This window comes from Shinella sp. M27, from assembly GCF_049199905.1.
Taxonomy (GTDB): domain Bacteria; phylum Pseudomonadota; class Alphaproteobacteria; order Rhizobiales; family Rhizobiaceae; genus Shinella.
Genome location: NZ_JBLZPK010000040.1, coordinates 60,336 through 83,585 on the forward strand (window position 1 = coordinate 60,336; position 23,250 = coordinate 83,585).

The 23,250-nt window shown below is 62.8% G+C and carries 20 protein-coding genes and 2 pseudogenes; 1 reads left to right on the forward strand and 21 read right to left on the reverse strand.

Annotation, left to right across the window (positions count from 1 at the left end; translation table 11 throughout):
• The 12 genes from ACOZK4_RS16740 to ACOZK4_RS16795 all read right to left on the reverse strand — a co-directional run.
• Positions 1–1,405, reverse strand: a 1,405-nt coding sequence (locus ACOZK4_RS16740; RefSeq protein ID WP_421592866.1) for an APC family permease, incomplete at its 3' end; no start/stop codon positions are given.
• Between the two features lie 76 nt (positions 1,406–1,481).
• A complete protein-coding gene (locus tag ACOZK4_RS16745; protein ID WP_421592867.1) occupies positions 1,482–1,988 on the reverse strand; it encodes a flavin reductase family protein in 507 nt (168 codons plus the stop codon).
• 4 nt (positions 1,989–1,992) lie between these two features.
• Positions 1,993–3,336, reverse strand: a complete 1,344-nt coding sequence (locus tag ACOZK4_RS16750; protein WP_421592868.1) for a glutamine synthetase family protein — start codon at positions 3,334–3,336, stop codon at positions 1,993–1,995.
• Between the two features lie 2 nt (positions 3,337–3,338).
• Positions 3,339–4,016, reverse strand: a complete 678-nt coding sequence (locus ACOZK4_RS16755; protein WP_421592869.1) for a TetR/AcrR family transcriptional regulator — start codon at positions 4,014–4,016, stop codon at positions 3,339–3,341.
• On the reverse strand, positions 4,013–5,305 hold the full coding sequence (locus ACOZK4_RS16760; protein WP_421592870.1) for an alpha/beta fold hydrolase: 1,293 nt from the start codon (positions 5,303–5,305) through the stop codon (positions 4,013–4,015). The genes ACOZK4_RS16755 and ACOZK4_RS16760 overlap by 4 nt, the downstream gene beginning before the upstream one ends.
• A 3-nt stretch (positions 5,306–5,308) precedes the next feature.
• Complete coding sequence (locus ACOZK4_RS16765; protein WP_421592871.1) at positions 5,309–6,619, reverse strand: acyl-CoA dehydrogenase family protein; 1,311 nt, start codon at positions 6,617–6,619, stop codon at positions 5,309–5,311.
• A 22-nt stretch (positions 6,620–6,641) separates the two neighbouring features.
• Positions 6,642–7,691 (reverse strand): peptidase M29, encoded by a 1,050-nt coding sequence (locus ACOZK4_RS16770; RefSeq protein WP_421592872.1) that lies wholly within the window; start codon positions 7,689–7,691, stop codon positions 6,642–6,644.
• Positions 7,692–8,029: 338 nt separating this feature from the next.
• A complete protein-coding gene (locus ACOZK4_RS16775; RefSeq protein ID WP_421592873.1) occupies positions 8,030–9,061 on the reverse strand; it encodes an extracellular solute-binding protein in 1,032 nt (343 codons plus the stop codon).
• Positions 9,062–9,064: 3 nt separating this feature from the next.
• Positions 9,065–9,874 (reverse strand): ABC transporter permease, encoded by an 810-nt coding sequence (locus ACOZK4_RS16780; RefSeq protein WP_421592874.1) that lies wholly within the window; start codon positions 9,872–9,874, stop codon positions 9,065–9,067.
• A complete protein-coding gene (locus ACOZK4_RS16785) occupies positions 9,867–10,802 on the reverse strand; it encodes an ABC transporter permease (RefSeq protein ID WP_421592875.1) in 936 nt (311 codons plus the stop codon). Before ACOZK4_RS16785 ends, ACOZK4_RS16780 begins: the two co-directional genes overlap by 8 nt.
• Before the next feature lie 4 nt (positions 10,803–10,806).
• Positions 10,807–11,907: an ABC transporter ATP-binding protein gene (locus ACOZK4_RS16790; RefSeq protein ID WP_421592876.1), complete on the reverse strand. Its 1,101-nt coding sequence runs from the start codon at positions 11,905–11,907 to the stop codon at positions 10,807–10,809.
• Between the two features lie 316 nt (positions 11,908–12,223).
• Positions 12,224–13,891, reverse strand: a complete 1,668-nt coding sequence (locus tag ACOZK4_RS16795; RefSeq protein WP_421592877.1) for an amidohydrolase — start codon at positions 13,889–13,891, stop codon at positions 12,224–12,226.
• A 356-nt stretch (positions 13,892–14,247) separates the two neighbouring features.
• Here ACOZK4_RS16795 and ACOZK4_RS16800 point away from each other — a divergent pair.
• Positions 14,248–14,439, forward strand: a pseudogene (locus ACOZK4_RS16800) (PAS domain-containing protein); the annotation flags it as partial.
• A gap of 82 nt (positions 14,440–14,521) precedes the next feature.
• Here ACOZK4_RS16800 and ACOZK4_RS16805 read toward each other — a convergent pair.
• From ACOZK4_RS16805 to ACOZK4_RS16845, 9 genes and pseudogenes are all read right to left on the reverse strand, one after another.
• Positions 14,522–16,069: pseudogene (locus tag ACOZK4_RS16805) on the reverse strand (ISL3 family transposase).
• A gap of 517 nt (positions 16,070–16,586) precedes the next feature.
• On the reverse strand, positions 16,587–16,964 hold the full coding sequence (locus tag ACOZK4_RS16810; RefSeq protein ID WP_421592919.1) for a GFA family protein: 378 nt from the start codon (positions 16,962–16,964) through the stop codon (positions 16,587–16,589).
• A 333-nt stretch (positions 16,965–17,297) separates the two neighbouring features.
• Complete coding sequence (locus ACOZK4_RS16815; RefSeq protein WP_313523418.1) at positions 17,298–17,594, reverse strand: DUF2218 domain-containing protein; 297 nt, start codon at positions 17,592–17,594, stop codon at positions 17,298–17,300.
• Positions 17,595–17,653: 59 nt separating this feature from the next.
• Entirely contained in the window at positions 17,654–18,604 is a 951-nt protein-coding gene (locus ACOZK4_RS16820; protein WP_421592878.1) for a FecR family protein, read from the reverse strand.
• A gap of 60 nt (positions 18,605–18,664) precedes the next feature.
• Positions 18,665–19,213, reverse strand: a complete 549-nt coding sequence (locus ACOZK4_RS16825; RefSeq protein ID WP_421592879.1) for an RNA polymerase sigma factor — start codon at positions 19,211–19,213, stop codon at positions 18,665–18,667.
• 270 nt (positions 19,214–19,483) lie between these two features.
• Complete coding sequence (locus ACOZK4_RS16830; protein WP_421592880.1) at positions 19,484–20,281, reverse strand: ABC transporter ATP-binding protein; 798 nt, start codon at positions 20,279–20,281, stop codon at positions 19,484–19,486.
• The gene (locus tag ACOZK4_RS16835; RefSeq protein WP_421592881.1) at positions 20,268–21,254 is read right to left on the reverse strand and encodes a FecCD family ABC transporter permease; all 987 of its coding nucleotides are present in this window, start codon (positions 21,252–21,254) and stop codon (positions 20,268–20,270) included. The genes ACOZK4_RS16830 and ACOZK4_RS16835 overlap by 14 nt, the downstream gene beginning before the upstream one ends.
• Positions 21,251–22,249, reverse strand: coding sequence for a FecCD family ABC transporter permease (locus ACOZK4_RS16840; protein ID WP_421592920.1), 999 nt, complete (start codon positions 22,247–22,249; stop codon positions 21,251–21,253). The genes ACOZK4_RS16835 and ACOZK4_RS16840 overlap by 4 nt, the downstream gene beginning before the upstream one ends.
• 35 nt (positions 22,250–22,284) lie before the next feature.
• On the reverse strand, positions 22,285–23,250 hold a 966-nt coding region (locus tag ACOZK4_RS16845), incomplete at its 5' end, for an iron-siderophore ABC transporter substrate-binding protein (protein ID WP_421592882.1).

Below are 23,250 nucleotides of genomic sequence, written 5' to 3' on the forward strand. Positions count from 1 at the left end.
GGTCGGATGCCTTGAGGCGGCTCGCCATCAGGAAGCCGACGATGCCCGCGAGAGGGATCAGCGCCGGCAGGATGATGCCGAGCGAACCGCCGGCGGTCTGGGTGAGATCGCCGAAATTGATGAAGATGTAGACGAAGAGCGCCGCCATCACGAGGCCGGAGACGGCCGGCAGGATGAGCGTCGTCAGCACCGGATTGTCGCCGCCCCGCTTGCGGAAGAAAACGATGACCGAGAGCGAGGTGATCGTCATCATGCCGAGCACGCCGAGCGTGCCGACCTGGCTGATCCAGGTGAACATGTTGAGCACCGGATCGAGCCCGAGGCCGGCAAAGACCGCCAGCACGACAAGCGCCATCACTGTCTGTACCACCGAGCCGACATGCGGGCTCTGATGCGCATCATGCGTGCGGCCGAAGGCGGCCGGCAGCAGGCCCTCACGACCCGCGACATAGCTGTAGCGGGCGATGTAGTTGTGGAAGGCGCTGATCGCCGCAAACAGGCTCGACACCAGAAGCAGACCGGCAATCGCCGGCACCGGGCCGCCGACATAGCTGCCGGCGAGATCGAAGAAGAAGGCGGTCGGGTCCGGCAGCGCGCCGATCGTCGGCAGGAGCTTCTCGGCTCCGACGCCGGCAATCATCAGCCAGGTGGTGAAGACGAAGAACAGGCCGATCATCAGGACCGAGAGATAGGTCGCACGCGGAATGGTCTTTTCCGGATCGCGCGCCTCCTCGGCATAGATCGTCGTCGCCTCGAAGCCGATGAAGGAGCCGAGGCAGAACAGGACTGCGGCCGTCAGCGAGCCGGAGAACATGGCCGTCGTGTCGAAGAAATTAAACGAAAGGGTCCCTGCCCCGCCCTTGCCCAGAATGGCGAAATCGACCAGCAGCACGATGAGATATTCGAGCAGCACAAGCACGATCATCACCTTGGCCGAGAGATCGACCTGCCGGTAGCCGAGGATGCCGACGAGGGCGACGGCGATCAGGCTCCAGAGATACCAGGGCAGTTCGATGCCGAAGCCGGCGAACACGCCTGCTGCCACGCCGCCGAGCAGGCCGATCAGGCCGAACTGCATGGCATTGTAGGCGACCACCGCGATGATCGCCACGGCACCGGCCATGCGCCCGCCGAGCCCGCGCGCGGCATAGGCATAGAAGGCGCCGGCATTGGTGACGTGGCGCGACATCGCTACGTAGCCGGCCGAGAAGGCCAGCATGATCAGCGTCATCAGAAGGAAGGTTGCGGGAACGCCCGTGCCGTTGCCGAGCAGGAAGGCGATCGGCACCGCACCGGCCACGCCGGTGAGCGGGGCCGCGGCCGAGATGACCATGAAGGTCACGGCGATCAGCCCCAGCGAATTTCTGCGGAGTTGGTTTACCCCCGCCGTCGTAACGTCAGTCATTGGTCTCTCCAGTTTTGTTCCCCATGCGCCGGCTCACCCGACCGGCATGCGCAGCCTCTTTTCGTTTTTATGTGCGCTACGGCAGTTGAACCGCCCGGTGATAGGCCCGGTGGCCGTAGAGCAGAGAGGCCGGATTTTCCGACAAGCGAACGTTCATAACGCGCCCGACGATGATGTGATGCGTTTCCCAGAGCACCGAGGTCGCGACCTGGCACTGAAAGCTGGCGGTGGCCCCTTCAAGCGAGGGCTGGCCGAGTTCGCCTAAAGACCAGGGCGTGCGTTCGAAGCGCTCGGCATGTTCGCCGGCCGAAAGCCGCCCGGCGAAAAGGTCGGAGACCTGATGCTGGTCCTCCTGGAGGAGGTTGGCGCAGAAGGACCGGTTCTTCAGGATCGCCGCGGCGACCGGGCTCATATGGTGGAGGCAGGCAAGCAGCGAGGGATGGTCGCCATCGGCCGAGACCGATGTGAGGGAACTGATCGTGACGCCGAAGCGTCCCGCCTCGCCGTCCGTCGTCACCACGGCGACGAAGGTTGCGGCGCGGCTCATGCCTTCCAAGAATTGCAGGCGAAGTTCCGGTTTCATGGCACTACCCCAGGTCAAAGAAGCGTTGCAGTTCTACATCGGGTACTTTCTTGCAGAATTCGTCATGCTGGCTCTGGCGGCTCGCGGCAAAGGCCTCGACGAAGCGCTCGCCGAGCCAGTCCTTGGCGAAGGTGGAGTTGCGCAGGCGCTGGATCGCCTCGGGCATGGAGCGGGCGAAATCCGGGCCGGCACCCGCCTGCACATAGCCGTTGCCGATGACCTCGGGCTCCGGCTCGATGCCCTCGACGATCCCGGCGACACCGGCCGCCACAGTCGCTGCGACCGTCAGGTAGGGATTGGTATCAGCACCCGGCAGGCGGTTTTCGACGCGCAGCGAGCCGGCATCATGGCCGACGACGCGGAAACAGGTCGTGCGGTTCTCGAAGCCCCAGGTCAGGCCGGGCGGCGCGAAGGTGCCGGGCGCGAAACGGCGGTAGGAATTGACAGTCGGCTGGAAGATCAGCGTCATGTCGCCGATATATTTCTGCAGGCCGCCGATGAAGTGGCGGAAGGTCTCTGACATGCCGTTTCTGCCTGCGGGATCGTGGAAGACCTTCCTGCCCTCCCCGTCCGTCAGGCTGACATGGAGGTGAATCGACTGGCTGTCGGCATCCTCCGTCCAGCGCGGCATGAAGGTGACGCATTTGCCCTGGCGCTGCGCCAGGGCGCGCACGAAATTCTTGAGCAGCACGAGCTGGTCGGCGGGCTCCAGGCCCGTGCCGGCGGCGATGCAGGCTTCGAGAAAACCGCCGCCGATCTCCTCATGCATCTTGGCGAGGTCGATCTTCAGCGGCTCGCAGATTTCGGCGAGCGCCTCGTACCACTCCGTCTGCTGCACCTGATAGAGCACGAGGTCGTGGCTCTTGTGCATGGTCGCCGTCTTGAGGTTGCGATAGCCCTTTTCGCGCGCGCTTTCCGGCGTCTCGTCGAACAGCGTATATTCCAGCTCCATGCCGTAACGCGGCGCATAACCCGCCTCCCCGGCCCGCGCCAGCACCCGCGTCAGAAGCGAGCGCGGGCAAAGCGCCGATGTCGCGCCGCCATAGTTGGAGAGCACCAGCAGGTCGTGGCCCGGCTTCGACCAGGGCAGGCGGCGGACCGTGGAGGGGTCCAGCACCAGCGGGTCGTCGTGGAAATCCGACGTGTCGTCCGAGACGCCGGGAATGTTCAGCACCACGTCGGTCGGATCGAGTGCGAAGGTGACCGGCGACATGCCCATGCCCGCGCGCGCGATGCCGGCGAGCGAGCGCACGGACACCATCTGGCCGCGCAAAAGGCCGTTCGTATCGGTCATGGCGACGGTGGCGAAACGGCTTGCGGGATCGTCGAGATAGGCGTCGAGGGTCATGGTCACTCCGTTTCGGTGGCCGGCGGCGGTGTCAGGGATGAAAGGGTGGCAAGGTCCTTATCCGGCGCCGTGGAATAGGCGCGCAGGAAGACGCGGAGGCCATTGCGGATATAGCGTTCGATGGTCGTGTGGTCCGGCACGGCATCGGGAATGTGCAGCGCCCTGTTGCGCGGCGCGGAGAGGATGAGGCCCCAGAGGTCTTCCGCCGCAAGCTCGGCATCGTCGAAGACGATCAGGCCCGCCGCGCGCTGGCGCTCCAGATAGGCGATCATGCCGGCGAGCACCCGGTCGGGGCCGGAGGCCTGATAGGCACGGCCGATATCCGGCAGCCGCTGCGCCTCGCCGATGATCAGCCGAGCAAGGTTCAGCATGTCGGGCCGCAGCACGACATCGGCATAGTGCCACGAGAAGGCGTAGAGTTCGGCGACCATGCCGGAGGCCGAGGGATATTCGAAGGATTCGAGCATGTGGTCGCGCTCCTCGGTCATCATGGCCGTGAAGAGCTCGTCCTTGGACGGGAAATACTGGTAGAGCGTCGGCTTGGTCAGCCCCGCCTCGGCGGCGATGTCATCCATCGAGGCGCTGACGAAGCCCTTCTGCGAGAAGACGACGAGGGCGGCGTCGAGAATGCGGCGCTCGCGCAGGATGCGGTTCTGCTGGCGCTTGGGAAGAGCCGTCATGACGCGACCTCCGAGAGGAATTCCGTGAGCACCCGGTTATAGGCCTCGGGCCGCTCGACATTGCAGACATGGCCGGCATCCGCGATCACCTCGAAGCGGACCGAGGCGCGTGGGGCGGCCTCGACGATCCGGTTCGCCACGCCGCGGATCTCGGCCGGGGATGCGAGGCGGTCATATTCACCCGTCATCATCAGCACCGGCATGGTGAGTTTGGCAAAATCGAAACGCTCCGGCGGGTTTGTGAAGCAGGTGAGCGCATCCCGGTAGGTCGAAGCGGGGATCGCCGCCATGGAAGCGAGGAGCGTCTGGCGCACCACCTCCCCGGCATTCGGGCCGGCCAGCACATCGACGACGGCGGGTGCAAAATCGGCCGGCGTCTTGCCGGCATCGAGCGGCACTTCCCGCGCCGTGCGAAAGGCATCGCGCTCCGCGACACCGGCCTCGGACATGCCGGTGCAGCCGCCCGAGAGCACAAGGCCCGCCAACCGCTCGGCATGGCGCATGGCGAAGGTGGTGGCGATCCACGATCCGTAGGAGAGGCCGCAGAGCACGAGTTTTTGAGCGCCCAGCGCATCGGCAACGCGCAGAATGTCGTCGCAATAGTCCTCGACCGTGCTTTGCGATCCGCCGAGGCTGCTTTCGCCATAGCCCCGCAGGTCGAGCGCGGCCGCTCGCATGGTCGGCGCAACCGCGCGAAGCTGAGCAAGCCAGTTGCTGCGACCGCCGCCGATGCCGTGCAGGAATAGCACCAGCGGCCCCGACTTCTGCGGCGAGACGGTCAGCGCGAGTTGCGCATCGCCGTCGATGAAAAGCGTCCGGAGTGCGGGCGTCTCCTCCTCCGAGACAGCGGGCTTGTTCGGCCGCACATCGCCGACGAGACCATCAAACGCCGCAATTCCCATTTCGAAGATCGCCCGGGTGCCGGCGGCAATCGCGGAGGCGCGTTCGGCGGAGGCGGAAAGTCGTGCCGACCATTCGATCCGGCTGCCGCCGGCCTCGCCGGCAAAGACCTGAAGCCGGGCGTCGTAGCGCTCGACACCGGCAATGCCTTCGAGATGCGTATAGGCGAGCACGCGATCCGTGTCGGAACGATAGGTCAGCTGTTCGCGGTAGAGCGTATCCTCGCCCTTCGCGGTGAAGGCGCGGATCAGCGCGCCGCGGTCATCGCGCTCGGCCCTGATCTTCGCGATCACGGGATGCCAGACGCCGCAGAAATTGCCGGCGACAGCCCAGACTGCGGCAGGTTCTGCCGCGGAAAACCCGATGACCTGAACCCGCTCCTCCACCATGGCTCAGCGCAGCCCCTTCAGCGTGCCGCCCGTGCCGCGCCACAGCGAGGAGCGCGCACCGCCCTCGTCGCCCGGCGCCTTGTCGAGCTCGTCCATGTCGTAGAGCGTCAGAACGGAGAGATAATCCTCCATGATCTCGGTCGTATAGGGCAGCATCAGCGCGCCGCAGCGGCTGTCGCGATACATGCGCTCCAGCGGCATGGTCTTCAGCATGGACTGGCCGCCGCAGGTGCGGATGGCGAGTGCCGCGATCTCCTGCACGCCCTCCATGACGTTGTACTGCGCCGCATACATGCGCATGACCTGCGCCTTGGTCGGAAAACCCTGCGCCTCCATGAAGGCCTGCCACCACAGCGCGCGCATGGCGGCGAGCTGGGTGTACATTTTTCCCACGGTGAGGCGCTTGGTGCCGAACATGCGCCGGTCGGCCGGCGGCTGGCCGGGCACCTCGCCGCGCAGATAGGCGACGGTGAAATCGAAGGCGCCCTGCGCCACGCCCATATAGGTCGGCGAGAGCGTCGCCATCATGTGCGGCCAGTGCGGCAGGGTCTTGATGAAGATGCCGCGCGGCATCATCAGATCCTCTTCGGTGACGAAGACATCCTTCAGGATAAGGTCGCGGCTGTTGGTGCCGCGCATGCCGAGCGGATCCCAGCTTCCCGTCACGGAAAGCCCCGGCGCATCCTTGTGCACGACGAAGATCATCGTGTCCTCGTGGCGCGGCTCGATGCCCTCGAAATGCTCGGTGCAGACGATGGAATAATAGTCGCAATAGCCGGCGAGCGAGGCGAACTTCTTGAAGCCGTTGATCTTCCAGCCGCCCTCAACCTTGCGGCAGGATGTCTGCGCGGGCTTGGAGGTCCAGTTCTGCCCGGCCTCGGAAATCGGCTGCGAATAGATGCCCTGCTCCTTGACGGCGCGGCGGAACTGGCGCTCGCGCAACGGCGCGAAGGCGGCGCGGTCCTCGTCGGTGAGGTTCGGCAGCTCGTACATGAAGCGCGACCACATCATGGAGGAGTTGTGCATGTTGAAGGTGAGCGCGGTGGCGCCGCAATATTTGCCGATCTCCGCGCCGACCATGGCATATTCGCCGAGGCTGAAGCCGTGGCCGCCGAACTCCTTCGGCACCGTCAGGGTCAGAAACCCCTCGGCAGCGAGATCCCTGTAGTTCTCGACCGGGAAGGACGCCTCGTCGTCGACGCTTTTGGCGCGCGGGGCGAAACGCTCGCGGCCGAGTTCGTTGATCCTTGTGAGCACATCGAGCACTTCGGGCCGGATGCGGGAGAGGTCATAATAGTCTGCAGGTTCGCTCATGATCAGTCCTTCTCAAATCCGGTCAGAGGGCGAGGTCACCCTGGAGACGGCCTTCCTTCACCACCGCGCGGCCATCGAGCGTGATCGTGCATTTGCGCATCGGCAGGTCGAAATGCCCCTCGGTGAAGCGGCCGGCATATTGGTTGGCGCCCGTCGACCAGAGGAAGTTGCCGGCCCAGGCGCGGAACTCGACCGCCTGCATGTCGCGCTTGTCATAGAGCGCGCCGGAGACCCAGCGGGCGGCGGGGTTCATGCCCCAGCCGACATGCGAGAAACCGTAGGCCAGCGGGTCTTCCCAGGCTTCCATATAGTCGCGGAAGAGCTCGGCATCCAAACCGTCGCCTTTGATTTCCTTGACGAAATCGTTTTCGACGGTGAAATCGATGCGGCTCGTCAGGTAGCTCTTGAAGGTCAGGTTCATATCGCCGACATCCATAACGATGCGGCCGTTGACGGTGTTGGGACCCGGGAAGGCCAGGCACAGGCCGCCCGGCCAGTGCGCCACCGCACCCGGCGTCGTGCCGAAGCCCGGCGTGCCGCCGCAGGGTGCATCGCGCAGGTCGATGACGAGATCGGTGCCCGCAGCCGAGGTCACGCGCATCTCCTTCGCCTCGCGCAGCATCTGGATGCCGAGCGCCACCTTCGGGCCAAGCTCGGCCTTGGGCTCGCAGCGCTCCAAGATTTCCGGGTGTTCGTTGCAGATGACGAGAATGCGCACGCCGGCCTCTTCGATTTCAGGCCATTCGGCGGCATGGATCATGCCCTCCACCGTGCAGTCGACGATGATCTCGCACTGCTTCATGGCCTCGATGGCCGCGCGGTTGCCCTGGATGGCGAGCGACGTGCCGGTCGACTTGACCGGTACGGGCGCCGTCTGGCGCGGGGTGGGCATGGTGATCATGCAATAATCGGCACCGAGATCGTGGCAGCCAAGGTCGGCAAGCTGCACCAGCACCGGGCGCGACTGCGTTTCCGCCACGATCGCCACCCGCGTTCCCGGACCCATTCCATTGAGCACGAAGACCCGTCGGAAGCAGGCAAGCCACTTCCCCTCAATGCGCTCCTGCAACATTGAACCCTCCCGATTTTGGATCGCCCCTCAGCGATTTCTTTACTTGTGAGTTAAGAATTGTTTGAAGTCTGAAGTTTTGTCAAGTGCTAATTCCGGGCGCGCGAATGCATCGGAACCGGCTTGTTTGCGGGTCTCGAAAGTCTTTTATTTTCAGATTGTTAAATCAAGGATGCGCATCAGGAAGGCAGCCTCGGCGGCCAGGAGCGCGAAAGATTTCGGATGTCGTCGCGGACGATCCATCCGGCGGCAGGCGATGCAAACCCGCGGCCATCAAGCGGTAAAAATCCGGCAGGAGCGCCCGGCCGCACCCATGCAGGTGCGACCGGGATTGTCTCCGCTTACTTCATCAGTTCGGTCCAGATCTTCGTGTAGAGCTGCTGGACCTCGGGCGAGCAGGCGAGGTTGAAGGAACCGGCCGCCTTGAACTCTTCGGGAATGTTGACTTCGGGCGCGCTCTTCATGTCCTCGGGCATGAACTGCTCCGAGCCCTTGATGCCGTTGCCATAGCGGGCGAAGGCCGAGATCAGGGCGGCGTTTTCCGGCGCCATGACGAAGTTCATGAAGAGCTTCGCATTCTCGACGTTCTTGGCGTCCTTGATGATGGCAAGGTTGTCCATCCAGACCGGATAACCTTCCTTCGGATAACCATAGACGATGGCCGGATTTTGCAGGCGGGCGCGGAAGGCGGCACCGTTCCACTCGACACCGACGGCGAAGTCGCCCTTGACGAGCGAGTCGATCGTGCCGTAGTCGAGCGACAGCCACTTCGGCTTGGCGGCGACGAGCACGTCGCGCGCCTTCTTCAAGACCGTCAGATCGTTCGTGCAGGGCTCGCCGCCGACATAGCGGATGGCGAGGAACATGATGTCGGACATTTCAGGCACGACGTTGATCTTGCCTTCCAGTTCCGGCGGCGGATCGAGGAAGAGCGCCGAGGTGTTCGGATCGCCCTTGTAGACCGAGGTGTTGACGGCAACGCCCGTCGTGCCCCACTGCCACGGAACAGTGTAGTGGCGGCCGGGGTCGAAATCGACATTCACCCAGCTTTCGTCGACATTCCTGAAGTTCTCCATCTGGTCGGGACGCGCCTCGAGCAGCAGGCCCTCGTCGATCCAGACCTTCAGCACGGTGGCCGAGGGCACGACCATGTCGAAGCCGTGGCCGCCCTGACGGACCTTCGCCAGCGCCGTGTCGTTGGAATCGTAGTCCGTCACGGTGACCTTGACGTCATATTCCTTCTCGAACTTCTTGATGAGATCCGGATTGGTGTAGTTGCCCCAGTTGAAAATGTTGAGCTCGCCGGCGGCGTGCGCAGCCGTGGAGCCGAGAAGCGCGAGGCTGAGCGCGGCGAGGCCTAAAGTACGGGTCATGGATCAATCCTTTTTGCGGCTGATGAAGAAGAAGAGGGTGACGATGGCGATGGAGAGCAGCAGGAACACCGTCGAAATCGCATTCATCTCGGGTGTCACGACGCGGCGCAGCTGGCCGAGCATGTAGGTCGGCAGCGTATCCTGCCCGCCGGACTTGACGAATTCGGTGATCACCACGTCATCGAGCGAGATGACGAAGGCGAGCATCAGACCGGCAAGGATGCCCGGCCAGAGCAAGGGCAGCGTCACCCGGCGGAAGGCCCTGAACGGCGTCGCATAGAGATCGGCGGCCGCCGTTTCCAGCGAGAGGTCCATGGTCTCCAGCCGTGCGCGGATCGGCAGATAGGCGAAGGGGATGCAGAAGGCCGTGTGCGCGGCGATCAGATAGCCGAGGCCGGAATAGCCGGTCGCCATCTTGATGCGCGAGAAGAAGATCAGGAGCGCCACGGCGACGACGATTTCCGGCACCATCAGCGGCATGTTGATGAAGGCGTATTTCGCATTGAGCCCGCGATATTTGCGCGTGCGCGTGGTGGCGATGGCGGCCATGGTGGCGGCGACCGTCGCGATGACGGCGGCGACAGCGGCGATCTGCACGGAGCGGATCGAGGCCTCCACCACCTTGTCGTTGTTCCATGCCGCCGCAAACCAGCGCAGCGACAGGCCTTCCCAGGTGGCGATCGACGCGCCGTCGTTGAACGAGAAGACGACGAGGGCGGCAATCGGCAGATAGAGCAGGAATAAGCAGACGACCGCAATCGTCGGGAAGCCGGCCTGGCGGCGAACGTCGAAGACGCCTGAAGTCTCAGCCATGGTTGTGTCCTCCCTGGTTTCCGGCAAACCGCACCTGCACCATCAGCGCGATCATGACGATGGCGAGCAGCGCCATGGAGAGCGAGGCGCCGAGCGGCCAGTTGCGGCCCTGGCCGAATTGCAGCTCGATCAGGTTGCCGAGCATCATCTTGCTGCCGCCGCCCAGCATGCGCGGGGTGACGTAGGAGCCGAGCGAGGGGATGAAGACGAGGATGGAGCCGGCGATCACGCCGGGCTTCACCAGCGGCAGGATGATGCGCTTGAGCACCCGCCAGCGGCTGGCATAGAGATCGTAGCCGGCCTCGACGAGGCGGAAATCGACCTTTTCCAGGCTGGCATAGAGCGGCAGCACCATCAGCGGGAAGAAGACATAGGTCATGCCGAGCAGGATGGCGAAGTCGGTATACATCATCTGGATCGGCGCTGAGATGATGCCGATCTTCATGAGCAGCGTGTTGATCATGCCTTCGTTGCGGATCAATTCCTGGATCGCGAAGGTGCGGATGAGCAGGTTCGTCCAGAACGGGATGGTGATGAGGAACAGCCAGATTTCGCGCGTGCGCTCGGAACGCGTGGCGATGAAATAGGCGGTGGGGAAGCCGAGCAGCAGCGTCGTGACCGTGGTCATGAGCGACAGCCAGACGGAGCGCCAGAAGATCGACAGATGCGCATCGGCAATCGACCAGGTGCCGTCGAAAATATCCTTTTCGAAGAGCACGGCGATCCACGCGTCGGGCGAGAAGGTCCAGACGACGTCGCCATAGCTGCCGGGCATCAGGAAGGAATAGACGAAGACGATGGCGAGCGGCCCGATGGCCGCCAGCGCGATGATGAGAAGGGCCGGCGTCGAAAGGAGCCAGCGGTTGCGGATATCCTGCGCCTCGACCCGGCGCGCGGCTTCGCTTGCTGTGCTGGTGACAGTGCTCATCGGGTCAATCCTTCAGCACCTGGGCCGCGCCCGTCTCCAGCACGACGCCGACCACATCGCCTTCGGCAAAAGCCGCGCCCTGTTCGAGGCTGTTCTGGCGGCGCACGCAGAAACGGTCGCCGCTTTCCAGCGCGACGTGGAAATGCGTGTCGGTGCCGACATAGACCACACTCGACAGCTTGCCGGTGAGATGCGCGCCTTCAGGATTGGCGACGATGGCGGCGTGTTCCGGCCGCGTGACCACGGTGACCTTGCCGGCGGGCGAAAAGCCCTCGGGCAGGCGGGCGGAGACGCGCGTGCCGCCGGGCAGCACGACATCCGCCTTGCCGTCCGCGACCGACAAGACGTCGGCCTTCAAGAAATTCGTCTCGCCGATGAATTCGGCGACGAAACGTTCGGCCGGCCGATCGTAGATATCGCGCGGGCCGCCGACCTGAAGGATCTTGCCTGCCGACATGACGGCGATGCGGTCCGACATGGTCAGCGCTTCCTCCTGGTCATGGGTGACGAAGATGAAGGTGATGCCGGTCTCGGTCTGCAGGCGCTTCAGCTCGATCTGCATGTCCTTGCGCAGCTTGTAGTCGAGGGCGGACAGCGGCTCGTCGAGCAGCAGCACCTTCGGCTGCGGGGCAAGCGCGCGGGCGAGCGCCACACGCTGCTGCTGGCCACCGGAAATCTGCGCCGTCTTGCGGTCCCTCAGATGCCCCATCTTGACGAGCGCCAGCATCTCCTCGACGCGCTTGGCGATCTCGGCCTTGGGGCGGTCGAGCATTTCGAGGCCGAAGGCGATGTTTTCGCCGACCGTCATATGCGGGAAGAGCGCGTAGTTCTGGAACACCGTGTTGACAGGCCGCTTGAACGGCGGCAGCGCGGCGATGTTCTGGCCGTAGAGCCTGATCTCGCCATCCGTCGGATAGGTGAAACCGGCGATCATGCGCAGCAGCGTGGTCTTGCCGCAGCCGGACGGGCCGAGCAGTGTGAAGAACTCGTTCTCGCGGATATCGACGCTGACATGATCCAGGGCCTTGAACGGGCTGTCGCCCGTGCCGAAAACCTTGCTGACATCGCAGACTTCAATGGCACTCTTATGCGTCCGATCCGGCACTATCGATGGTCCTCCCGTTGGGCCGCACGGAGCGGCTATCCCTGTCAAATGCGTACGGCTTGCCAGCCCGCGGCCGAGGCTGCGGGCTGGCCCACGCTGCTTTTCCTGATGCGCCGCCCCGGAATGTCCGTCGCCGCGCTCCTGCTGCGGCCGACATTGTCTGGGTTGCCACCCATTCCTCCGCTCGCGTATCTCGCAGGCTCGCTCATTAATACATCAGTGAAATATCACTGCAATGCAAGGTCGTCAACATGCGCATTTCAGGCGCGGCTTCTTTTGCCGCGCGTCTTCGTTTCCGCTTTCCGGTGATTTGACCTCAGGCTGCGTAGGTGATCCGGCCGCCGCAGATCGTCATCTTGGGGCGGATCTTGTCGATGCTCTCGGGCGCGACGGCCTCGATGTCCTCGTCGAGAATGACGAGGTCGGCGAAGTAGCCTGGCTTCAGCATGCCCTTGCGGTCTTCGGCGAATTCCGCATAGGCGCTGCCGATCGTATAGGCGGCGATGGCATCGTGCAGGCTGACGGAATGGTCCGGATCACCGTCCTGCCAGACTTTGCGCGTCACGGCGGCGTGGATGCCGGCGATGGGATCGATCGGCGAGACCGGCCAGTCGGAGGAGAAGGCAAGCGCTGCCCCAGTCTCCTTGATGCGGCGCCAGGCATAGGCGAGGTAACGGCGATTCTCACCGATGCGCGAGAGCGTCGGTTCGAGCGGGAAGCACATGCCGCCCGGCGGATGCGGCGGCTGCATGGAGGCGATGACGCCGAGCTCGGCAAAGCGCGGCATGTCCTCCTCGGTGATCAGCTCGACATGTTCGACACGGTGGCGGCTGTCGCGCACGCCATTCGCCTTCTGCGCCGCCTCGTAACCGTTGAGCACGCGGCGCACCGCGCCGTCGCCGATGGAATGCACCGCGATCTGCAGGCCGCGGCGGTCGATCTCGGTGGCGAGTTCCGAAAACTCTTCATTGCTGAAATAGGGTTCGCCATGCCAATCCGGCCGGTCCGCATAGGGTTCGACAAGGAAGGCCGTGCCGGATTCCAGCACGCCGTCCATGAACACCTTGACCAGGCCCGAGGAGACCCAGTCGCTGCGATAGCGCCGGTCCATTTCGCTCGCCTTTTCGAGATCGGCAAGCGTCATCGGCTTCTTGAAGTGGAACGGCACCTGGCCGCGCACGGTGATCGTGCCATCCTTCTCCAGCGCGTCCAGCAGCTGGAGCTGGTAGAAATTGCCGTCCATATTGTGGAACGAGGTGATGCCGTGTTTGGCGGCATGGGCGAGGCCCGCGAGCATGATCTCCTTGTCGGCCTCCCATTCGGCCGCCGTCGGCGCCGGGTCGGGCTCGCCGCCGGTCTCGATGCCGAGATGGCTGCGGTTCGCGCCTGCGAGATGCAGCACGGGTGCCATGGCCTCCCCTTCCCGCAATTCGCCCGTCGCAAGGCCATCCGGCCCCATGACGACCTCGTTGCCCGGATTGACCGCCTTGCCCTTGAGGATGCCGGCCATGTCCAACGCCTTGGTATTGGCCCATGCGGTGTGATGGTCGGCCGCGACGATGACGACAGGACGATCGGCGACGATGCGATCGATATGGTGGCGGGTCAGCGTCTCGGTTTCAGAAATGATCGTGTAGCCGGCGCCATGGGCTCTCAGAAGCGCATCGTTCGGACGGGCGGCGGCATGCGCCAAAAGGCTTGCCCTCAGCGCCTCGAAGCCCTCGATATCGCCGACCTGCAGATGCGGCAGCTCCTCGGCGCCGCCGAACATATGGAGATGGCTTTCGATAAAGCCCGGCAGCACCGAAGTGCCGCCAGCGTCGATCACCCGCGTGGTCTCGCCCTTCAGCGCCAGAACCGCGTCCACGCCGCCGACGGCGACGATCCGGCCGCCGGAAAGTGCAATCGCCTCGGCACGCGGATTGGCGTCATCCATGGTCAGGATGCGCGCATTGGTGACAATCAGATCAGCGGTTACAGGCATGCAAATCTCCTCCTCTTGCTACGCCAGCGTCCATCGATCAGGCATCGATTTCGCCACGACCTTTGACGCAGGCGTACAGGTGAAGGAATACGCCAAAAGGCTAGGATGAGGTCTCATTCAAATCCAGGCGACGACACGGCGTTACTCTCATCGAGATCGGGACGATCGTCGATGTCACGGGCGACCCAGCCGTTACGCTCGACATAGCAACGACCATGCCGATTAAGTGTAACGCCTGTTCAGGTTCGATATGATATGGTGTCTCAGAACGTCGGCATGAGGATTTGCGTCCAGCGACGTTCCTGCCGAGTGATGGCTCGTGCCCTGCGAGTTTTCGGCCCTCGAGGGCCATTTTCATGTCGAACGAACCGATCGTCCATTTCGAAGCGGCAAGCACCCTTGCCGTGGTGGTCTCATCGAACGAGCCGCTGCTTTTCCTCTCCAAAGACCAGAAGGTCATTGTAGCGAGCACATCGTTCTGCCGGACGTTCGAAATCGATCCGGCGACAATTCCCGGCAGACCACTCGGTTCGCTCGGAAATGGCGAATAGGCAATGCCCAAGCTCGCCTCACTTCTACCTGTCAATCGGCTTCCAATTTTGGCTCTGCCGCAGATTTGGTGGAATTCTCTCATGTCGCGCCGATCGGGCGGGCTTGAAGAAGATCAAGCTTTCCGCGATCGTAGATGTGGCGTTTTACGAGCTTGAGCTTGGTGATCTGCCCTTCGGTTTATCCATTGGACCACGTTTAGACGATCGCTGCGCGGACTGCCTGTATCGCTTTCGCAACGCCATTGCCAAAGGAGGCAACCAGACTGTCGCAAGCGGGGTCGGCCCACGATGCGAGCTCGTTTTCCGATTTGCGTCGGATCATAAGATGGAAGTCGGCAATGATATTGCGAGCAGCAACGAGCAAGGGAACGCCGCTTTCGATCGCGGCGATGATGACGGTCTCGGATTTCGTCAGGTTGCCTCTGCTGGTTGTCAAAAGGCGGGCAATCGTTGGAGCAGAGCGGATGCGGATCAACGACTCTGCATCCGCCTTGTCGGCCCGCTTCCGCCGTGTGACCCATTCACCGACGACCCGACGGGAACCACGAAAGCCCGGTGGTCTCAATGCCGCCATAGCCCAGTGCTGTTCCGCTTGCCGGCAGTCCATTGCGCATCGAGCATTCGAGACAGGGCTCCTACGAGCTTTCTTGACCGAAAGACGTCGTTGCGGTGCCCTCTGAGTACCTGGCGGATTAAGCCGCGGCTATGACCGGTATGGCGCACGATCTCCTGATCGTAACACCGCTCTTTGCGAGCGCTATAATCGTCGAGTTGGTATGCTCGCGCCTGAGATAGCCTTCGTATTGAAGGCGTTCGGCCGCAGTCAGAAGTTTAGGATTGATGCGCGTTGTACCGAGCGCCTTGCGAATTTGCCGCATAGATTTGCGACGGAATCCAGGAATGCACGGCTAGCATTCTACATCAGATGCCATCAATCAGCGACCTGCGCTTGCATCGGGCAACGCCTTTGCCGCCGCCAGCCCGTAAGCGCCGCCGCGGTCGCGTGCCATGATCTGGATTTGAGGATTTCCCTGTAACCAGGCCTCTGCCGTCGCTGGCTCACCTTCGGGCAGCAGACGGATCGGCCGCCGGCGCTCCAGTCACACACGATCGTGTCATAGCGGTGATTGCGCCGCCAGGCCCAGTCGTCGATGCCAATCACCGAGGGCGGGATCGACGACGGCAATCCTTGCCTGCGGATAACGCGGAGCAAAGTGTCGTTGCTGACGGGAAGCATGAGCCGCTGTGCAAAACGCGCCGCCGGGCGTCCTCCAAGCGCGAGGGCGAGATGGTGGACGAGACGCCCGACACGCCCGGTTCGTCGGGCGTAGGAAGATAGCACATCGCCGAACCGCTCGGCGAATATCTGCCTGCCGCAGAGCACTGCGTCACAGGTGAGCCTCCGTGTGCGCACGATACGCCTGACGCGCCTTCCCGACAGGGGGAGGTCCGCGACCTGGCGGCAATATCCGCTTCGAACCGTTCGCGAAATTCGCCCGCATGCCGGACATGACGCGGTAGCGCCGGCTCGGGAAAGCAAGATGCAGGTCTCATCGTCAATGTGGGTGATGCGTTCGGCGATGCAACCGGCCGGCACCAAATCTGAGGGGCCAAACTTGGTGCTCATCAGATCATTCCTCTGTGGAAACAAGCAATTCAGCATCGTCACAACGGCATCAAAACTGGGTCAGACTCAAAACTGGTCGCAAACGCAGCCACACTAAGCTTTTGCGCGTTGTTGGGTGCCATCTAGGCATCGCAAACGCCAGTGGAGACGCAGCTCCTTTCGATGTTAGATCGAGAAGGAGAAGCCGCCGCAGAGCGAAAAGGAGCACATCTATCCACCGCGATCCCAGCTATGTGCCGAGTGCCGGCGAGGCTGCGATCGCTTTGGTCCGAACAGCTATCCGTCGGCCGGTCGGCGAGAACATGCTTTCGCAAAGGCATTCGGACAGCGTGAATGCCGAACGTCGGCCAGTAAACCTCGTCGACCTCCAGATCCGAACCGTCGACATAGATGATCTGCTGGCCTGGCTGCGGCGCGTCGAAGAGTATCTAGGCGCCAGTGGCCGTCTCACCGAAGTGTGTGTCGAACGCAATGATGACAGCGGCCTCGCGCAGCAGGCTCGTGTTCGACGGGGCACCTATGGGGTTCGTATCGTTACCCATAGGTGGCGATGGGCGTCATAGACACTTTGGGTTGGGCTGAGCCCCTCCTTGTCTTCAAAACAACCGAAGGCGATTGCCGTCATGCCAGGCTTGAAGTCAGGTTTCCAGAAGACCGCTGACCCGCGGGTGGGGCAGAAGTGAAACTCGACCGGCAGACCGCTATCGCCTATCCGGGAAAATAGCGCGTCGGGGCCTGTAACCGCCGTTACCTCCGTTGCAAAAAAGACGGCGACCCCGAAGGCGGAACCGGTGCGGCGCTGACATTCCTGACAGTGACAGGCGGAAATCTTTCCAGGCTCGCCGTGCGCAACGATCGTAAGCGCGCCGCAGGTACACATTGCCTTGCGTTTCATCATGACGTTTCCCGGTGCATTCACCACAGTTGAATAATTTGTTGCTGTACCCATTCTGGAAGCAGAACCCACCCCTGTGCCCACTGATCCCTCAGTGTCCTACGCCCTGTTTAAGGATGCCCGAATGATCGAGGCCGGCTTCTTTCACCAATTCGAGCAACAGACCAACCCTTCGGTCCCCTTGATGCTGCAGAACCGTCATTTCGATGTTTCAGGATCGTGAGCCCGTGCGACCGATAAGCTCTCGAGCGGATATGGACCCATGCTCATCGAATAATCCGCCACATTCAATGATTTCGTTCGATCTTAGTGGCGCGGTGGCTGCCGTACAGGCTAGGTAACATTTGAGCGCTGCCAAGCGAGGCCTTCAATATCCTCACGGAAAGAAAAGCGCACCAAGTGGGTTTCGATGGCCGACTGGGCCCAGGCGACGATTTCCTCGGTCGGCGCCTGCACGGACAGATGCAGGCCCTCCGCATTTGCGTCGAAGGTCGCGACACCACCATCAAAACGGCATTCACCGTGGGTCTCGGTGTATTCGACATCCACCTTGTGGGCGAAGTGCTTGCACATCTGGACCAGGTACTTGGCCGCAAATTCGGTCTTCACCACGGCGGTTGTTGCGATCATGTGATTGCTCCTGTCATCGACTTCTGCGCCCTCGAAAGGGCAGTATCTCTTGATCGACCTTAGCGAATGACGATCAGCGGTCCGACCCGCGTCATCTTCACGCCAAGCGCCTGACGAACCAAGGACAGCGCGGCCGTCGTATCGGAGACGGTGATCGTGCCGCTCACCCGGCGATTTGCGAGCCCGCTGCCGGCAAGGATGATCCGGCCGGAGAAGTGGCGGCCTATCTCCTCGATGACATACGAAAGCGGCGCGTTTTCCACAGCGAGTTGGCCGCGCTGCCAGGCGAGGGCCGCGACGCCGTCCACGGCCTGGATCTGCGTCTTTCCGCTTGCGCGATCGTAGGTGGCCTGCTCGCCCTCGGACACGCGCATGGATGGCGAGCTTGCCCCACTGGATTCGAGCAGTACGGTGTGCTCGGTGACCGTGACCCCTGTGTCGAGAGCGCCGTAGCGAACATCGAATGCCGTACCGAGAGCCGTCACGCGCGTGTCTCCCGCCTCGACGGTAAAAGGCCTCGAGGGGACAGATGCAACCTGGAAGAAAGCCTGCCCGCGCAGCAGGCGGATCGTCCGGCGCTTCTCGTCGAAATCCACCGCGATCGCCGACGACGCATTCATCTGCACAATGGATCCGTCCTCAAGCGCGAGAACCGGCATTTCGTCCGCATTGGACATGGCATCGGCCCGCAGGCGCATCGGGCCATCGAGAGCAAGAAACGACGCGGCAGCACAGGCGAGCAGCAGCATGGCCGACAGTACGGGCTTGGCGCGGCTGCGTGGCTCGGTCCTGATGTTTCGCAACGCCGGATCGGACTGAATGGCCGAACGGGCATCTCCCATCAGCGCCTCGGCGATCCGGTATGTACGACAGTTTTCCGGATCGTTCAGCCAATCCGCGAAATGCGCCTTCTCTTCCACCGGTTGTGCGGGATCACGGTTGCGCAACAACCAGTCCGTCGCCTCCCTGTTGCGTTTTCGTTGAACTTGATTGGCACGGTTGCCCCGCATCGACTTCTCCCGGAGCCTTGGTCTACCTGGTAGACGATTGGCACCGCCTGTTCGGGACTCTTATTCGATCCAAAGAAGACGGTCGAGGCAATGCGCGAACGCCCGGCGCAGATGCCGGTCGACCATGTTGCGGGAAATCTTGAGCTTTCGCGAAATTTCATCCGGTGAAAGATGGTGCAGCCGGTGAAGGATGAACACCACGCGGCGGCGTTCGGGCAGTTCGGCGATGGCCTGGCGCAAGACGGCGATGCGCGCCTCGATCTCGAGCGCAAGGTCCGGCGCCGGGCCGGTGCTGGCAACAGTAAGCGCCTCCTTCTCCGTGCCGGAGAAAAGGCGCGCTTCCCTGCTTTCGCGCCGCAGACGATCGATCCCCAGATTGATGGCCGAACGGCAGAGGAACGCCTTGATGGATCGCTTTTTCCGCAGGACATCGGGCTGGGCGGCCAGCTTGATGTAGAGGTCGTGCACCACATCCCTGGCGGTAGAGAGTGGGTGCCCCTTGCGCCGTACGGCCTTGGTCATGTCAGCGTAGTGAGCCTCCATCGCGCGATTGAGCAAATCGTTGCTATCGAGAGCATCACAACCGAGCGGAGAGGAGGAGTTAGACATCAGCACTCTGTTCCCAGTCGCATGACGGCATGCCTGCATTCGGATATCAAAAAACATTTCAGGCCTTCGGAGGAAGGGGTATCGACTCTATAAAATGCCTGCAAGTGCAATAGGTTAGTTTCTCCGAGAGTCATTCGATTAAATCAAGACAAAATTACTCATCTTTATGTCTGATTTCGTTGCCAGAATCCTTTTGGCTCTCGGTTTCAGCGGGTGCGGCCTCTGCCCGGAAAACCCACTCGACGTGATATTTCCGCCACACTCCGGAAGCTACAACGGAACGCAGAGGGGCGTTCCAGCGACGGGATCGCGAATGACCACCGACCACACGCCGAACACTTCTGCAATCGCTTGTTGCGAGATCACATCCGATGGGCGGCCCGCCGCGCTGATCCTTCCGTCTTTCAACAGGACAATATGGTCGGCATAGCGTGCCGCCTGATTGAGGTCGTGCAGCACGGCGACGACAGTCTTGCGGTGATTGCGCACGAGAACCGTGATCAGATTCATCAGCTCAATCTGATGCGCGAGATCAAGATAGGTCGTCGGCTCGTCCAGCAGCAGCACCTCGCCCTGTTGCGCCAGCGTCATCGCGATCCATGCGCGCTGCCGCTGGCCGCCGGACAGTGTGTCGAGAGGCACTTCGGCCAGTGTCGTCGTGCCTGTCAGCCTCAGGGCCTCGTCACAGGCTGCCTGATCGGCTTCGGACCACCGCCCGAAAAGAGACCGATGCGGGTAACGTCCCTGCTGGACGAGATCGCGAACCGTCAGCCCCTCCGGCGCCACGGGTCCCTGAAGGAGCACGCCGACACGCCGCGCCATCTCACGCGCGCCGAGTGTCGCGATACTCCTGCCATCCAGAAGGATCGATCCGCGAAGGAGTGGCATGAGCCCGGCGAAGGTACGCAGGATCGTGGACTTGCCGCTGCCGTTCGGTCCGACAAGCGCCGTGAAACAGCATTTCGGCACAGGAAGATCGAGGTCTTCGACGATCGGGCGGTCGCGATAGGCAATGGACACCCCCTGCCCGTCGAACTTTGCCGACCTATTGCTTTCATCCTCGGACATGGCGACGTTTCCATAAAAGAGAGGCGAAGAAGGGAGCCCCGATCAGCCCCGTCACGATCCCGGCCGGAAGCTGGACCGGTGCAATGACCAGCCGCCCCAGGAGATCGGCGGCCACCACGAGGATCGCCCCGCAGAGGGCGGCCACGGGCAGGATCCTCACATGAGACGGACCGACCAACCGGCCTGCGACATGGGGTGCGACCAGCCCGACGAAGCCGATCAGCCCCGCTGCGGCGACGGCAGCTCCGGAGATGAGCGTGCAGAGCACGATCATGAGGCCGCGGGTCCGATCCACCGGCTGCCCGAAACTTTTTGCCGCGTCGTCCCCGAAACGGATCAGATCAAGTTCGCGTGAGGCCATCCACACCAGGGCCAGCGGAATGACCAGCCAGAGGAACAGGAAACACACCTTGGCAAGGCTGGCGTCATAGACGCTGCCCGCCAGCCAGATCATCGCGCGCTGGACATCGCCGATCTCGCCGAAGGCCGAAAGGAAGGTTGTGGCGGCGCTGGCCAGCGAGCCGAGGCCGATCCCGATTAATATGATGCGCAACGACGACGTCCCGCCACACCAGGACAACAGGTATACGGCAGCCGCCATCGCCGCCGCGCCGACGAAACCGGCAACGGGAAGCAAGAGAACCGGTGGATCCTGCAGGAGCACGATGACGGCCATCACCGCAACCGCGGCACCGCTGTTGATACCGAGAACGCCCGGTTCGGCGAGCGGATTGCGCATGATCGCGAGCGTGATCGTACCGGCCGTCGCAAGGGCCGCGCCGACGAGGCCTGCGAGCAAAACGCGCGGAAGCCGCAGATCGAAGACGATCATGGCGTTCTGCGAAGTCATGTCGCGCGGTTCGGTGAGCGCTTCCCAGAGATCCTGTCGGGACAACCCGACATCTCCCAACGCAAGGCTGGCAATCACCAATCCGGCAAGCACAAACGCCAGGAAAAGCAGGCAGCGCATCATATCCCGCTCCCTGCCCTGCTGCGCGCCAGCCAGAGGAAGAACGGTGCACCGATCAAGGCCGTCGTCACACCCACGGGAAAGTCCTGGCTACCGAAAATCACACGGCCCGCGAGATCGGCAACCACGACCAGCAGCGCGCCGCCAAGCGCACTGAAAGGCAGGACCCAGCGATAATCGACACCGATCGTCAGCCGCACGATATGAGGAACGACCAGCCCGACAAAGCCGATAGGCCCGGCAAGGGACACCGCGCTACCGGCCAGCAGGATGACGGTCGCAATGGAAATCGATCGCCAGACCACCTGATTTTGCCCCAGCGACCGCGCGGCATCGGCCCCGAGACTCAGCGTCACGAGATGACGTCCGAGAAGCAGACCCGCCACAAGCCCCGTCAAGACGTAGGGAGCCACCGCAGCATTTTGCGCCATCGTCCGGCCGGTTACGGATCCCGCGGTCCAGAGGCGGACGGCATCGAGCGTGTTCTGGTCGAAGATGAGAACGGCGCTCGTCAGGGCCGTCAGGAACGTTGCGACGATGGCGCCCGCGATGACGAGCCCAATCGTCGAATGCCCTGCCGGGCCGAAGGATCCCATCACATGGACGAGCAGCGCGGCAGCGCCCGCCCCGCCGAAGGCGAACCACATATAGATGTCCCCGGTGCCGGTCCCGAAAAGCGTCATGACCAGAACGACGGCGAAGGCCGCACCGGCATTGATGCCGAGCAGTCCCGGCGAGGCGAGAGGATTGTTCGTGACCGCCTGCATTATGGCGCCGGAAACGGCGAGTGCACTGCCCGCGAGCACGGCTGCAAGCACGCGTGGCAAGCGGATCATCGTGACCAGCAGGTGGTCTCGCGACCTGTCAGGGTCGACAACCGCGCTCCACACGGTCGCAAGCGGTATGCGCGTCGCGCCCGCGACGAGCGACCACAGCACAGCCGCAACAAGCAGGCAGAAAAGCAGAAGCAGGCCCAGAGGCCTGCGTCCGCTCTTCATGGCGCGACGTGCGGTATTCGTGCCGGCTCGACGATTCATCGATCTGCCAGGATGTAGCGCTCGATATCGTCAAGGATGCGGTGCGCGGAGGCGACGCCGTGAAAACTCTGCCAGGTTGCCCGATCGACCCGGTGGGCGCGACCGTTCTGCACCGCGGGCAGAAGCTGCCAGAGCGGATTGCTCGTCACTTCCTTTTCAAGCGCGTCGTCCGGGCCGCTTTCGAAGCCGCTGGCCGATACGTAGAGAAGAACATCACCATCGAGATTGGCAAGTTCCTCCCAGTCCGGCCGCTTGACGATCGTTCCATCCATCACCGTCTCATAGGCGGTGCGCTTCACACCGGCTTCGTGCAGAACCGCAAAGGGCGCATATGCGGCAGGGCCATCGAGGAAGACGACAAACCGGCCCGGCGCAAAACGAACGGTGGACACCGTGATGTCCTTGCCCTTCATGCGCTCGCGGATCGCTGCAACGCGCGTTTCATAGGCTGCAAACGTCTCGTCGGCCATGCCTTCCCGGCCGGTGATCTGCGCGATGCGCCGGCGATATTTCTTCCAGTTCATGTGGTCGAGGAAAACCGTCGGCGCGATCTTCGACACCGTCTCGTAAATCGCGGCATGGCCCTCTGTGCTGCCGATGATGAGATCGGGTTTCAGAGCCGCGACACGCTCCAGGCTCGGTTCGCGCGGGTTTCCCAGATCCACCATTTTCGCCTGTTTGACGGCATTCAAAACCTCTTCATCCTGGATGGCCATGTAGGGCGTGGCGACGACGGGCGCATCGAGCTCAATGAGAAGGCCGAGCGTCAGCAAGGGATCGAGCGTGACGATCCGCTTGGCCTCCGCCGGAACGCAGACCGGCGGGTTATAGATGCCTTCCGTTATCTCTCGTCCCTGGCAAGCGGCTTTTGCCAGCGAGAGGGAGGAAAGAAGGAGCACGACAATCAGACAAAAGCGCAAGGCGAACACCGTTTCATAGCAATGCAGATGGCGATCGCGGGG

Bases quoted from the DNA above. Each gene is read 5' to 3' on its own strand.
- ACOZK4_RS16835 (WP_421592881.1), bottom strand. From the start codon at position 21,254: ATGATGCGCTGCCTGCTTTTCCTGGCGTTTGTGCTTGCCGGATTGGTG.
- ACOZK4_RS16750 (WP_421592868.1), bottom strand. From the start codon at position 3,336: ATGACCCTCGACGCCTATCTCGACGATCCCGCAAGCCGTTTCGCCACC.
- ACOZK4_RS16760 (WP_421592870.1), bottom strand. From the start codon at position 5,305: ATGGTGGAGGAGCGGGTTCAGGTCATCGGGTTTTCCGCGGCAGAACCT.
- ACOZK4_RS16810 (WP_421592919.1), bottom strand. From the start codon at position 16,964: ATGAAACGCAAGGCAATGTGTACCTGCGGCGCGCTTACGATCGTTGCG.
- ACOZK4_RS16840 (WP_421592920.1), bottom strand. From the start codon at position 22,249: ATGAAGAGCGGACGCAGGCCTCTGGGCCTGCTTCTGCTTTTCTGCCTG.
- ACOZK4_RS16770 (WP_421592872.1), bottom strand. From the start codon at position 7,691: ATGTTGCAGGAGCGCATTGAGGGGAAGTGGCTTGCCTGCTTCCGACGG.
- ACOZK4_RS16825 (WP_421592879.1), bottom strand. From the start codon at position 19,213: ATGTCTAACTCCTCCTCTCCGCTCGGTTGTGATGCTCTCGATAGCAAC.
- ACOZK4_RS16775 (WP_421592873.1), bottom strand. From the start codon at position 9,061: ATGACCCGTACTTTAGGCCTCGCCGCGCTCAGCCTCGCGCTTCTCGGC.
- ACOZK4_RS16830 (WP_421592880.1), bottom strand. From the start codon at position 20,281: ATGTCCGAGGATGAAAGCAATAGGTCGGCAAAGTTCGACGGGCAGGGG.
- ACOZK4_RS16755 (WP_421592869.1), bottom strand. From the start codon at position 4,016: ATGACGGCTCTTCCCAAGCGCCAGCAGAACCGCATCCTGCGCGAGCGC.
- ACOZK4_RS16745 (WP_421592867.1), bottom strand. From the start codon at position 1,988: ATGAAACCGGAACTTCGCCTGCAATTCTTGGAAGGCATGAGCCGCGCC.
- ACOZK4_RS16765 (WP_421592871.1), bottom strand. From the start codon at position 6,619: ATGAGCGAACCTGCAGACTATTATGACCTCTCCCGCATCCGGCCCGAA.
- ACOZK4_RS16785 (WP_421592875.1), bottom strand. From the start codon at position 10,802: ATGAGCACTGTCACCAGCACAGCAAGCGAAGCCGCGCGCCGGGTCGAG.
- ACOZK4_RS16815 (WP_313523418.1), bottom strand. From the start codon at position 17,594: ATGATCGCAACAACCGCCGTGGTGAAGACCGAATTTGCGGCCAAGTAC.
- ACOZK4_RS16780 (WP_421592874.1), bottom strand. From the start codon at position 9,874: ATGGCTGAGACTTCAGGCGTCTTCGACGTTCGCCGCCAGGCCGGCTTC.
- ACOZK4_RS16820 (WP_421592878.1), bottom strand. From the start codon at position 18,604: ATGCGGGGCAACCGTGCCAATCAAGTTCAACGAAAACGCAACAGGGAG.
- ACOZK4_RS16795 (WP_421592877.1), bottom strand. From the start codon at position 13,891: ATGCCTGTAACCGCTGATCTGATTGTCACCAATGCGCGCATCCTGACC.